Genomic DNA, 12,309 nt, shown 5'->3' on the forward strand with positions numbered 1-12,309 from the left:
ACATGCTGAAGGCCGGGGAACATGGCTACAGACGCCCCCTACCCACCAACCTGCAACAATGCGCCGTCCATAAGCGCACGCACCTCGTCGAGGACATCGCCGCGCGTCACATCCACATGCGTGATCTGGGACGCTGCGTCAGAAAAGCGATAAAACTCATATTGGTTTTCATTCACCTCGATCTCGCAGGTAGATTCGCTCGAACTCCAGCAAAGACGAATGGTAGGCCAATACCCAAGACAGACCTTATCGGGCAAAGGATATCGATCCGAGGCAAAACGGATCAGCACACATGTATTTTCAAAGGTGTCTCGTTGAATGTCGGATTTGGCAGCCACGAGCTCATCAACCGCCGATTCAACATCAGCCCATGAGGCAAAGACTTTTGGCAACGTTTTGATGTCGTTTCCGCGGACTGCGTCAATCATTCCCAATCCTTAATGCAAAAGCTTTGGAACTAAAACCAGTTCTGTAACTTGTTGCAGTGACCACATGACAATTACGCGTTTCATCTGTCAGCACCCCATGCTGAACGGCACATGAATGCATCATTCAGGGCCGTTTCAGCGCTGCTCCTCTACACCTGTCTTCGGGCTAGACGTTGTCGAAAGACATCAGGGGTAAAGGGACTGCGTAACGTGATTATCGTGTTGGTTTTGGGTGCCATTGCCGTTTCGTTTGCCGTTGAATACGCGCTCTACGGGGAAAGATTTTAAGGCAGGCCTCCGAGAAAGATGAACGCCAGATGAACGGACCATTCAAGGAAGCTTCAGAGGCGGGATGCTAATCGATTTTTATGATGGCGCGAACAACGCGACAATGATGGGCACAACGACCCAATCGAGGAAGGAATAAACATATGTTTATCAAGGGAAAACAGTCAACTTCGACGAAGATTGGTGCGATCAGCACAGCCTGGATGGTTCTGGTGTTTACCATGTTGGCCACCACATTTACCCTTTATGAACAACAAATCGAAAAACAGGGTCCTGAATTCCCGCAGGTTTCCTCCCGTTATCAATATATGAACTACTACTGAGGTAGGCGAGGAACATCGCCAAGCCTTTGTGGAGTATCCGGCTATGTTCGTTATCCTTACAGCACTTGCAGCATTGATAAGTTTGATGTTCATGGCCTCGTTTATTACCGCCCTGACAGAATTGAAGCGTGAACATGAAGAGGTTCGCGCCGTTCTGGAGCGCAACAAGCCATTTTAAGTTTGATCGACGCGAATATGATCGCTTAGACGATAAAACATTGGCTGATGTCATTGGCCTTACGGCAAAGTTTTCGCCGCCCTCGCCCAACCGCGACGGGCGGCTTTTCATTGGCCGGTGAATAGCGCTTGCCAGCATGGCCAAAGCCGTTTTGACACATGCGAAATCACCGCTGAGCAGCAAGATAAGATCATTGTGAATTCATTCACATTATTCTGTCGCGCATTTAGCCTTCAAATTCCTCAAGGATTGTTCTAAGGAACCCGCAACAATCAACTCGTGGCTATGCCAGAGTGAAAAGACGAGGTTTGCCTGACGATGCTCGATTCCCTGCGAAATGCTTCCAAAACGATGGCCGCAAAACTGCTGCTTTTGCTTCTTGTGGTTTCCTTCGGTGTGTGGGGTGTTTCGGCCTCGCTGGTTACATCAGCCTCGAACTCGGTGGTGACGGTTGGCGATCAGACGGTTTCGCCGAATGATTTCCGCCTTGCCTACCAGCGCCAGATCTCGGATTTGAGCCGCCAATTCGGCACCCGGTTGACGACCGAACAGGCCAAGGCCTTCGGTATTGATCGGCAGGTGTTTAGCCAGCTTGCAGCCGGTGCAGCCCTCGACCAGCTTTCCGAAGACATGAACCTTGGTCTGTCTGAAGATCGTTTGGCCTCGCTGATCGCCGAAGACCCGGCATTCCGCTCGGTAAACGGCCAGTTTGACCGTAACCTGTTCAGTGAGCGTCTGCGCAACTCCGGTCTGCGCGAAGACGATTACATCCAGGAAAGAAGCAAGGTCGCTGTTCGCAGCCAGATCGTCGACGCCGTATCGGATGGCTTTACCGCACCGAAGGTGCTGGTCGATGCGCTCAAGCAGTACCGCAATGAACGTCGCTCTATCGACTACCTCATTCTGTCCAACGCCAATATCGACCCGGTCAAGGCACCGGCTGACGACGTCCTGGCTGCATGGTTTGAAGGTGTGAAGAACCGTTACCGCGCGCCGGAATACCGCAAGTTCTCCTACGTCAAGCTGGAACCGTCGGATATTGCCGATGCATCCGCTGTGACCGAAGCGCAGATCGATGAATACTATAACGGCCACAAGGACAGCTTCCGCACCGCTGGCCGCCGCACCATCGAACAGATCGTGTTCCCGAATCGCGAAATGGCAGATGCCGCTGCAACGCAGCTGCGTGAAGGCACCACGACCTTCGATCAGGTTGTGAAGGATCAGGGCAAGACACCCAACGACGTGATGCTCGGTGAGTTCACGAAGGACACCATGCCTGACCAGTCGATTGCTGCCGACGCTTTTGCTGTCCAGAAGGACGGCGGCGCAACCGGCGCACTCAGCGGCGCATTTGGCCCGGTTATCCTGCGCGTATCCGGCATCAAGCCTGAAACCGTCAAGACACTCGACGAATCCCGCGAGCAGATCAGAACCGAACTGGCAACGGCCGCAGCCGTAGACCAGATCAACAGTGTTCATGACCGTTATGAAGACCTGCGCGCTTCCGGCTCCTCGTTGGCCGACGCTGCAAACCAGCTGAACCTCAAGGCCGTTACCGTTGCTGCCGTCGACACGACAGGTCTCGACGACAAGGGTGATGCGGTCAAGGACCTGCCGGCACCTTCGCTGGTGACCGAAGTGTTCAAGACTGAGCCTGGCGCAGAATCACTGCCAATCAACCTTGGTCGTGAAGGTTATGTTTGGTTCGACGTTGAGCAGATCATCCCTGAGCGTGACCGCACACTGGCGGAAGTTCGCGAAGACGCACAGGCTGACTGGACTGCCGAACAGCAGAAGGCAGCACTGGCCACCAAGGCAGACGAGCTGAAAGCCCGCCTTGAAAAGGGTGAGACACTGGCAGCCATTGCCGACGATCTCGGTATTGTGGTTGAAAACAAGACTGGCCTGAAGCGGAACAGCGAAGACGCCGTTCTTGGTGCCCAGGCTGTGACTGCCGCCTTCTCGGGTCCGGTTGGCGCCACTGCCAGCACACCGGGTGCCGATGGCGAATCCCGCATCCTGTTGCAGGTTACAGCCGTTGATGCAGACGCCCTGCCCGACGCACTCAACAATGACGACCAGCAGCTGACTGCCATGGCGCAGGCCGCTGGCGACGATATCCTGGATCAGATGGTCAACCGTCTGCAGTCCGATTATGGTGTGACGATCAACCAGGCCGCAGCCGATCAGGCAATGGTTGGTTTTTGATCCCGGGGGGAGCATTTTGAAATGGCTGAGTTGAAACCGCTTATCGCAAAGGTGGCAAACGGCGAAAGCCTGACAAAGGAAGAGTCTCGAAGCGCATTCGATATTCTGATGTCCGGTGAAGCCACCCCTTCCCAGATAGGCGGTTTCCTGATGGCGCTTCGGGTGCGCGGCGAAACGGTTGATGAAATCGTCGGCGCCGTGTCATCGATGCGCTCCAGAATGCTCACCGTCAAAGCGCCTGAAACGGCCGTTGATATCGTTGGTACCGGTGGCGATGGCATCGGTACCTATAATATTTCCACCCTGGCAGCGCTGATTGTTGCCGGTGCAGGCGTGACCGTTGCCAAACATGGCAACCGCGCACTCAGCTCCAAGTCCGGCACAGCCGACGCATTGTCCAATCTCGGCGTCAAGCTGGATAACGGCCCGCACCAGATCGAAAACTGCATTGCCAATGCCAATATCGGTTTCATGTTTGCCCAGATGCACCACAGTTCGATGCGCCATGTTGGCCCATCACGCGTCGAGCTTGGCACACGTACGATTTTCAACCTGCTTGGCCCCCTGTCCAATCCGGCTGGCGTGAAAAAGCAGCTGCTTGGCGTGTTTGCCCACAAGTGGGTGGTGCCGCTGGCTGAAGTGCTGCGCGATCTCGGCTCCGAACATATCTGGGTCGTCTACGGCGATGGCATGGACGAAATCACCACCACGGGCACAACCCATGTTGCCGCCCTGGAAGATGGCAAGATCAGAACCTTCGAGCTGACACCGAAAGATTTTGGTGTGCCGGTTGCACAGATGGACGATTTGAAGGGCGGAGACGGCCTCGTCAACGCCGCAGCCCTGCGCGACGTGCTGTCTGGCAAGCGCAATGCCTACCGCGATATCGCGCTGTGCAATGCCGCTGCTGCACTGGTCATTTCTGGCAAGGCTGGCACCATTGCTGACGGCATGCGCCTTGCCTCTGCCTCCCTTGACGATGGTAATGCGACGCTGGCGCTTGAGCGGCTGGTCGCGGTATCGAACGAAGCGTAATATTTGCCACGAAGGCCAGAGACAAAGCCATGAGCGACATTCTGAAAAAGATCGAGCTGTACAAGCGTGAAGAAATCGCTGCGGCCAAGGCAAAAGTCTCTCTGGCCGATCTGAAGGCCATGGCCAAGGACCAGAGCGCACCACGCGGGTTCTACAAGGCATTGCAGCAGAAACAGGCCGACGGCAAATTTGGCCTGATTGCCGAGATCAAGAAGGCAAGCCCATCCAAGGGTCTGATCCGCCCGGATTTTGATCCACCGGCACTGGCCCGCGCCTATGAAGCCGGAGACGCTGCCTGTCTTTCCGTGCTGACCGACACGCCAAGTTTTGAGGGTGCACCGGAGTTTCTGACAGCAGCACGCGACGCCTGCAGCCTGCCGGCGCTGCGCAAGGATTTCATGTTTGAAACCTATCAGGTGCATGAAGCCCGCGCCTGGGGTGCCGATTGCATTTTGCTGATCATGGCATCGCTGTCCGATGACGAGGCAAAGCGCCTTGAAGACGAGGCCTTTGGCCTTGGCATGGATGTTCTTGTGGAAGTGCACGACGCTGAGGAAATGGAGCGCGCGCTGAAACTGGCCTCTCCGCTGGTTGGCATCAACAATCGCAACCTGCGCACCTTCGAAGTCACGTTGGAAACCAGTGAAAAGCTGGCCGGCATGGTGCCTGCTGATCGCCTGCTGGTCGGAGAAAGCGGCATCTTCACCCATGAGGATTGCCTGCGCCTACAGAAGGTCGGCATCAGCACCTTCCTGGTCGGCGAAAGCCTGATGCGCAAGGACGACGTGACCGCTGCAACCCACACATTGCTGACCGGACAGGCAAATATACAGGCCGCAGAATAAGGGGCATGCCTCGTGAACTCAGGTGACAAACTCTCCCATATCAGCGCTTCCGGCGAGGCGCATATGGTTGATGTCGGTGACAAGAACGAAACGGTTCGTGTTGCCAGCGCCGAGGGATACGTGCGCATGCAGGCTGAAACCCTGCGCATCATCCGCGAGGGTGATTCCAAGAAGGGCGATGTCATTGGCACCGCCCGCATTGCCGGCATCATGGCCGCCAAACAGACATCCAATCTCATTCCGCTGTGTCATCCGCTGATGCTGAGCAAGGTTTCCGTCGACATTACCGAAGACGATGACCTGCCGGGCCTTCGCGTGCGCGCCACCGTAAAACTGACCGGCAAGACCGGTGTTGAAATGGAAGCGTTGACCGCCGTTTCCGTGACTTGCCTTACCATTTACGACATGGCCAAAGCGGTTGATAAGGCCATGGAAATTGGCGGCATTGTCGTGTCTGAAAAGACCGGCGGAAAATCCGGGGACTATAAACGTCAGGAGAACTAGACGTGTCATTGCTGCCAGTAGAAGACGCTTTGGACCGATTGCTGTCGCGCGCAAAGCCTGTCCTTGAAACGGAAACGGTGCTGCTGGCCTCTGCTGATGGACGTATTCTCGGTGAAGATGTCACTGCCCGGCTGACCCAGCCTCCGTTCAATTCCTCCGCCATGGATGGTTATGCGCTGCGGGCCGAAGACGCACCTCAACTCGGCTCGGTCATGACCGTCATCGGCACGGCGTCGGCCGGTCACGCCTTTGACGGCACGGTAGGCAAGGGTGAGGCGGTGCGGATCTTCACCGGCGCACCGGTGCCTGAAGGCGCTGACACCATTCTCATTCAGGAAGATGCCGACCTGCTGGATAATCATCAGATCCGCAGCACATTCGAAGTGGTCAGGGACCGCCATATCCGCCCCAAGGGGCAGGACTTCATGGAAGGTGAAGTGGTTCTTCAAAAAGACCGGCTGCTGTCCTTTGCAGATGTGACGGTTGCCGCTGGCATGAACCATGCGGAACTGCGTGTTTATCGCAAGCCGCTGGTTGCCATTCTAGCCACCGGCGACGAATTGGTGCAGCCCGGCAGCGTGCCAAAAAGCGACCAGATCATTGCCTCCAACACCTTTGGTGTGGCGGCTATTGCCCGCAATGCCGGTGCAGAGGTGCTGGATCTCGGCATTATCAGCGACGACAAGGAACTGATCGGCAAAGCCATCGAGCGCGCCATAACCGCCAAGGCCGACGTGCTGGTAACACTGGGCGGTGCATCGGTCGGTGATCATGATCTGGTGCAGGCCAGCCTCAAGGCCAAGGGCATGGAGCTGGATTTCTGGCGCATTGCCATGCGACCCGGCAAACCGCTGATGGTCGGCGCCATCGACACCATGCAGGTGCTCGGCCTGCCCGGAAACCCGGTGGCGAGCCTTGTGTGCAGTCTGCTGTTTCTGGAGCCGCTGGTGCAGAAACTGGCGCGCACGCCTTTGCGCCGTCGCGAGGTTCAGGCCGTAACCGAAACCGACCTTAAGGCCAACGACCACAGGCAGGATTACATGCGTGCCACTCTGACCATCCGTGACGATGGTACGTTGGTGGCAAAAAATTTCGACAAGCAGGATTCATCGATGATGAAGACGCTGGCCAATTCCCACGCGCTGATTGTGCGCCCGCCCAACGCCCCGCCATTGAAGGCCGGAGACCCCTGCCCGATTATTCTGCTTCGCATTTAGACACCCCGCCCCTTTGCCCCACCCTTCGGGCAACTCCTTTCGGAAGGACATTTCCATGGCTGAGACTGTTATCCCCGCACCCAAGCCGGTTACCTTGCCTGTTGCTGGAACGGACAGCGTGTTTCCGGTACGCCGCGTTTATTGCGTTGGCCGCAACTATGCCGACCACGCCATTGAAATGGGCCATGATCCGTCACGCGAGCCGCCGTTCTTTTTCCAGAAGAACGCCGATAACCTGCTGCCCGCCGGTCAGAACTTTCCCTATCCGTCACTGTCATCAAACGTGCATTACGAAGTGGAATTTGTCGTTGCGCTGAAAAAGGGCGGCGAAAACATTGCCGTTGAGGACGCGCTGGACTGCGTGTGGGGTTACGCTGTCGGTATCGACATGACCCGCCGTGATGTGCAGGACGTTGCCAAGAAGATGTCGCGCCCATGGGAAGCAGCCAAGGCCTTTGAAGCCTCTGCACCGGTCTCGGCACTGGTTGCTGCAACTGACGCCGGCCACCTCGATCAGGGCGCGATCTGGCTTGATGTCAACGGCACACGCCGCCAGTCTGGCGATCTCAACCAGATGATCTGGAAAGTACCTGAAATCATTGCCGAACTGTCCAAGCTGTTTGTGCTTGCGCCCGGCGATGTCATCATGACCGGAACCCCGGCCGGGGTTGGCGCAGTCGTTGCCGGTGACGTGATGGAATGTGGTGTTGATGGCATCGGCACACTGACCGTCAAGGTCGCCTAATCCGTAGCAAGAGCAGCCGACTCCCGAAACCGTGTCATGTTTCGGGAGATTTGTGGGAGGAGAAACATCATGCCGATTTACCGCCTTGGCGACAACGCACCAACGCTGCCGGACGCTGACCGTTACTGGGTGGCGCCGGATGCCAATGTCATTGGCTTGGTAACGCTGGGCGACGATGTCGGCATCTGGTTTGGCGCCACGCTGCGCGGTGATAACGAACCGATCACAGTGGGTGCCGGCACCAACATCCAGGAAGGTGTAATGGTCCATAGCGACCCCGGTTTTCCTGCCACCATCGGTGAAGGCTGCACCATCGGCCACCACGCCATCGTGCATGGCTGTACCATTGGCGACAACTCGTTGGTCGGCATGGGCGCGACTATTCTCAACGGCGCAAAGATCGGCAAGAACTGCCTGGTCGGCGCCAACGCGCTGATCACCGAAGGCAAGGAATTTCCTGACAATTCGCTGATTGTCGGTTCACCCGCCCGCGTCATACGCACACTGGATGATGATGCCAGTGCCGGACTGAAACTGTCGGCGCAGAAATATATCGGCAACTGGAAGCGGTTTGCGAAAGACCTGCACGAGATCTGAACGTTATCAGGGCATCACCGCCATCAAAAGACGCGCTTAAACACGTCGTTCCTATAGGCCTGATCCTGAATACGGAAATCCGTGGTTCCGACCTTTTCAAACCCCTGTCTCAGGTAAAAGCCGATTGCCGGGGCATTTTCGGAGTTTGTCGTCAGCCATACAGAAGCGCTGCCGGACTGGTGCGCAAACGCCAGCCCCTGTTCCAGCAGCTGAAATCCGATACCCTTGCCGTGATGACGCGGCTGCACATAGAGGGTTGATATCTCGGTTGTTGAGCAGTCGGCGATCGGTGCCACCTGCCCTTCACTGACCCGGATAAATCCGTCCAGGCCGTCCTCGTTTTCCGACACCCAGATATGTTCTTTCGGATTTTCCAGCAGCGCAGAAAACCGCGCGGCAGTAAATTCACTCAGCGCGTAGTCGGCAAAAAACGCATTCACACCGCGCCTGAGGTAGGTACCCAGCCAAACTTCGATCGAAATGGCCGCAAGAATGGCAGCGTCAGACGGGCGCGCTATCCGTATGGTCAATGCACCGCTCCCGCCAGCCTCAGGCCGCACAGGCCTCACAAAGCCCGCGAATTTCGATTGTGGTCTTTTCCGCTTTGAACTTCTGGCCGTTGACCCAGGTCTGCAGGCGATGGTCGATCTCATGGTCATGGAATTCACTGACCTGACCACAGGAATTGCAAATGGCAAACGCCACGGTGCCGTGGTGCGATGAACAGCAATCGGTTTGTGTGTGTGCACAGGCAACGAAGGCATTGAGGCTTTCCAGCCGGTGTACCAGCCCGAATTCCACAAGCTTTTCAAGCGCGCGGTACACCTGCAACGGCGCACGGAAACCATGGTCACGCAGCTTGTCCAGAATGTTGTAGGCACTGAGTGGCCCTTGCGAACCGGACAGCGTTTCAAACACAAGCGTCTGGTTTTTGGTCAGCGCTGGAGTAATCATGATGAACCTCCTTCATTCAATGGACGGGCATCGCGGTTTCTGCCGGGCGCCGGCAGCAGACTTAGAACAAAAAGAACCACCGCTGCAACCACGATTGACGGTCCGGACGGCGTATCAAAGTGAAGTGATCCAAACAGGCCGCCAATCACCGCCACCATGCCGATCAGGGCTGAAAAAATCGCCATCATTTCCGGTGTGGACGAAAAGCGCCGTGCCGCCGCCGCCGGAATGATCAATAGAGACGTAATCAGCATGATACCGACAATCTTCATGGCAATGGCAATCACCAGCGCCATCAGCAGCATGAAAAACAGCTTGGTGCGCTCTGGCTTCAAACCTTCGGCTTCGGCCAGTTCTGCATTGACGGTAGAAGCAAGCAGCGGTTTCCACAGATAGATGATCGCGCAGATCACCAATATACCGCCGCCCCATATCATCTGGATATCGCTTGTCGTGACCGCCAGAATGTCACCGAACAGGAAGGCAATGAGGTCGATCCGCACCCATGTCATGAAGGCAACCAGCACCAGACCGAAGGCCAGCGCCGAATGCGAGAGAATGCCAAGCAGCGCGTCGGCGGACAGCGCCTGACGGCGCTGCAAGAACAGCAACAGCAGCGACACCAGAGTAGCGACGAAGAACACGCTGACAATCAGATTGAGTTCAAACATCAGTGAAAGTGCCACGCCCAGCAGTGCCGAATGCGCCATCGTATCGCCGAAATAGGCCATGCGCCGCCAAACGACAAAGCAGCCCAAAGGGCCGGTCATCAAGGCGATGCCGAGACCAGCCACGATTGCCCGGATAAAAAAGTCGTCAAACATGTTTGTGGCTCCCGTCAGTCTGCTGATGCTGATGGTCGTGGTTATGGGCATGACCTTCGCCATGACTATGGTCGTGATCGTGGTTTCCACAGCCGCAACCATCGCCATGGGCATGTGTGTGGGCATGGTCATGATGGGCATCGTCATGCTCACCATGGTGGCCGTCATGATGATGTCCGTCATCGGGATGGCAATGTTCGGTTATCGAACCGTCACTGTGCTGCACGCGGCCATCAGGCAGATGGGTATGGTCGTGATGGTGGCTGTAAACCGCAAGCGTCTTGGCCGCAGCCGTGCCGAACAACCGCATATATTCCGGGCTCTGGCTGACCGCCTGTGGCGTGCCGGTGCAGCACACATGGCCGTTGAGACAAATCACCGTATCGGTCTCGGCCATCACCACATGCAGATCATGCGAAATCAGCAGAATGCCGCAGTTGGTTGTTTTCTTTATGTTTTTAATCAGGTCATACAGCGCGATCTCGCCAGCGAAATCCACGCCCTGCACAGGCTCGTCCAGCACCAGCAGGTCCGGTTTGCGGGCAATGGCACGCGCCAGCAGCGCACGCTGAAACTCCCCGCCCGAGAGATGCTGCACCTCGGCCCGCGACAGATGCAGAATGCCGGTCGCATCCAGCGCCCGGTCAATCTCCTTGGCAGGCAGATTACCAGTCAGGGTAATCAGCCGTCGTACGGTCAGCGGCATTGTCCAGTCAACGGACAGCTTTTGCGGCACGTAACCGATCTTCAGATCGCCAGTGCGCTCCACCCGGCCTTCCGATGGTTTCAACACACCGATCGCCATTTTTGCCGTGGTGGATTTGCCAGACCCATTCGGGCCGATCAGCGTAACAATCTCCCCCCGCCCGACCGAGAAACCGACATTGCGGACAAGCCAGCGATTGCCGCGATAAATGCCGGCACCATGAAGGTGCACCAGCCTGTTGTCGTTTTTGCCGGGAGTATGGAGCATTCGTTTTTTTCCAAAGTCGTTGTTGCAGATGCTTATTGCATACGTTATAGCATCACATCAATATATGTAATAACATTACATCTGTCTGCAAGAGGTCCAACATGCGTTCAATCACTGCCCTGCTTTGCCTGTCTGCCAGCGTTTTCAGCTATTCCAGCGCCATGGCTGCCCCCAATGTCGTTGTGTCGATAAAGCCCATTCATTCGCTGGTCGAGGCGGTCATGGACGGTGTTGGCGAACCCAAACTCATCGTTGAAGGCGCAGCCTCCCCGCACACATATAGTCTGAAGCCATCCAACGCCAAGACGCTGCAAGACGCCGATGTGGTGTTCTGGGTTGGCCATGGTCTGGAAGCCTTCCTGGAAAAGCCCCTTGAGGCTTTGGCCACCAAGGCAACGGTCATTGAACTGGAAGATGCCAAGGGTCTGGAAAAGCTGAAATTCCGTGAAGGCGGCGCCTTTGAAGCCCATGACCATGGTGATGAAGGTCACGGTGAGCACGCCCACGAGGCCGAGGAAGGTCATGAGGGGCATGATCACGCCGGTCATGATCACGCTGGTCACGACCACGGCGAATATGACATGCATCTGTGGCTGGACCCGATGAATGCCAAGGCCATGGCCGGTGCCATTGAAACGACGCTTATTCAGGCAGACCCATCCAATGCCGCCAAATATCAGGAAAACGCCAAGAAGCTGATGGAGAACCTCGACAAGCTCGACACCGAGCTTGCCACGACGCTTGAACCGGTCAAGGACAAGCCATTCGTGGTGTTCCACGACGCCTACCAGTATTTCGAACACCGCTATAAGGTGCGCGTTGCCGGCTCCATCACCGTCAGCCCGGAAACCATGCCCGGTGCCGACCGCGTGCGCCAGATCCACGACAAGATCAGGAGCCTCAATGCGACCTGCGTGTTTGCAGAACCGCAGTTTGAACCGAAGCTGGTCAGGGTCGTGACCGAAGGCACCGACGCCAAGTCGGGAACGCTGGATCCGGAAGCAGCAACCTTCAAGGAAGGTCCATCGCTCTATTTCGACCTGATGCGCGGCATCGCCACCTCGATCAAGGATTGCCTGTCTTAACGACGGCAACATCATCGGCCGGAAACGGTTCAGCGGCTTTCGGCCGATGATTGCAGATGCTAGGGCGCATACAGCCTCAGCCGACCTTCGTCATCCTAGGGC

Annotated in this window: 15 protein-coding genes; 10 read left to right on the forward strand and 5 right to left on the reverse strand. The window is 56.5% G+C overall.

Going from position 1 to position 12,309, the window contains the following annotated elements; translation table 11 throughout:
- Positions 1 to 38: 38 nt before the first annotated feature.
- Positions 39 to 434 (reverse strand): hypothetical protein, encoded by a 396-nt coding sequence (locus ACZ5FM_RS08410; RefSeq protein ID WP_464040338.1) that lies wholly within the window; start codon positions 432 to 434, stop codon positions 39 to 41.
- A 425-nt stretch (positions 435 to 859) separates the two neighbouring features.
- On the opposite strand from ACZ5FM_RS08410, the gene ACZ5FM_RS08415 reads away from it, so the two are divergent.
- The 9 genes from ACZ5FM_RS08415 to ACZ5FM_RS08455 all read left to right on the forward strand — a co-directional run bounded on the left by ACZ5FM_RS08415 (position 860) and on the right by ACZ5FM_RS08455 (position 8,371).
- Entirely contained in the window at positions 860 to 1,039 is a 180-nt protein-coding gene (locus tag ACZ5FM_RS08415) for a hypothetical protein (protein WP_192490993.1), read from the forward strand.
- A gap of 43 nt (positions 1,040 to 1,082) precedes the next feature.
- Positions 1,083 to 1,217 (forward strand): hypothetical protein, encoded by a 135-nt coding sequence (locus ACZ5FM_RS08420; protein WP_256435727.1) that lies wholly within the window; start codon positions 1,083 to 1,085, stop codon positions 1,215 to 1,217.
- A 318-nt stretch (positions 1,218 to 1,535) separates the two neighbouring features.
- Entirely contained in the window at positions 1,536 to 3,428 is a 1,893-nt protein-coding gene (locus tag ACZ5FM_RS08425) for a SurA N-terminal domain-containing protein (RefSeq protein ID WP_250985489.1), read from the forward strand.
- Between the two features lie 21 nt (positions 3,429 to 3,449).
- Complete coding sequence (trpD, locus tag ACZ5FM_RS08430) at positions 3,450 to 4,463, forward strand: anthranilate phosphoribosyltransferase (protein WP_464040339.1); 1,014 nt, start codon at positions 3,450 to 3,452, stop codon at positions 4,461 to 4,463.
- Between the two features lie 29 nt (positions 4,464 to 4,492).
- On the forward strand, positions 4,493 to 5,308 hold the full coding sequence (gene trpC / locus ACZ5FM_RS08435) for an indole-3-glycerol phosphate synthase TrpC (protein ID WP_464040340.1): 816 nt from the start codon (positions 4,493 to 4,495) through the stop codon (positions 5,306 to 5,308).
- Between the two features lie 12 nt (positions 5,309 to 5,320).
- On the forward strand, positions 5,321 to 5,812 hold the full coding sequence (gene moaC / locus ACZ5FM_RS08440) for a cyclic pyranopterin monophosphate synthase MoaC (protein WP_259146150.1): 492 nt from the start codon (positions 5,321 to 5,323) through the stop codon (positions 5,810 to 5,812).
- A gap of 2 nt (positions 5,813 to 5,814) precedes the next feature.
- The gene (locus tag ACZ5FM_RS08445; protein WP_464040341.1) at positions 5,815 to 7,029 is read left to right on the forward strand and encodes a molybdopterin molybdotransferase MoeA; all 1,215 of its coding nucleotides are present in this window, start codon (positions 5,815 to 5,817) and stop codon (positions 7,027 to 7,029) included.
- Positions 7,030 to 7,084: 55 nt separating this feature from the next.
- Positions 7,085 to 7,774 carry a fumarylacetoacetate hydrolase family protein gene (locus ACZ5FM_RS08450; protein ID WP_275641342.1) on the forward strand — a complete coding sequence of 230 codons (690 nt, stop codon included), beginning with the start codon at positions 7,085 to 7,087 and terminating at the stop codon, positions 7,772 to 7,774.
- A 69-nt stretch (positions 7,775 to 7,843) separates the two neighbouring features.
- Positions 7,844 to 8,371 (forward strand): gamma carbonic anhydrase family protein, encoded by a 528-nt coding sequence (locus ACZ5FM_RS08455; RefSeq protein ID WP_464040342.1) that lies wholly within the window; start codon positions 7,844 to 7,846, stop codon positions 8,369 to 8,371.
- A gap of 23 nt (positions 8,372 to 8,394) precedes the next feature.
- Here ACZ5FM_RS08455 and ACZ5FM_RS08460 read toward each other — a convergent pair whose 3' ends face one another.
- Genes ACZ5FM_RS08460 through ACZ5FM_RS08475 form a run of 4 tightly spaced genes read right to left on the reverse strand, consistent with a single transcriptional unit; the run spans position 8,395 to position 11,122 of the window.
- Positions 8,395 to 8,901 carry an N-acetyltransferase family protein gene (locus ACZ5FM_RS08460; protein ID WP_464040343.1) on the reverse strand — a complete coding sequence of 169 codons (507 nt, stop codon included), beginning with the start codon at positions 8,899 to 8,901 and terminating at the stop codon, positions 8,395 to 8,397.
- A gap of 19 nt (positions 8,902 to 8,920) precedes the next feature.
- Complete coding sequence (gene zur / locus ACZ5FM_RS08465; RefSeq protein WP_192490985.1) at positions 8,921 to 9,325, reverse strand: zinc uptake transcriptional repressor Zur; 405 nt, start codon at positions 9,323 to 9,325, stop codon at positions 8,921 to 8,923.
- Complete coding sequence (znuB, locus tag ACZ5FM_RS08470) at positions 9,322 to 10,149, reverse strand: zinc ABC transporter permease subunit ZnuB (protein WP_192490984.1); 828 nt, start codon at positions 10,147 to 10,149, stop codon at positions 9,322 to 9,324. The genes zur and znuB overlap by 4 nt, the downstream gene beginning before the upstream one ends.
- On the reverse strand, positions 10,142 to 11,122 hold the full coding sequence (locus ACZ5FM_RS08475; RefSeq protein ID WP_464040344.1) for an ATP-binding cassette domain-containing protein: 981 nt from the start codon (positions 11,120 to 11,122) through the stop codon (positions 10,142 to 10,144). The genes znuB and ACZ5FM_RS08475 overlap by 8 nt, the downstream gene beginning before the upstream one ends.
- Before the next feature lie 101 nt (positions 11,123 to 11,223).
- On the opposite strand from ACZ5FM_RS08475, the gene znuA reads away from it, so the two are divergent.
- Positions 11,224 to 12,207, forward strand: coding sequence for a zinc ABC transporter substrate-binding protein ZnuA (gene znuA, locus ACZ5FM_RS08480; protein ID WP_464040345.1), 984 nt, complete (start codon positions 11,224 to 11,226; stop codon positions 12,205 to 12,207).
- The last annotated feature ends 102 nt before the right edge of the window (positions 12,208 to 12,309 follow it).

This window comes from Agrobacterium sp. 5Ca50, assembly GCF_055381905.1.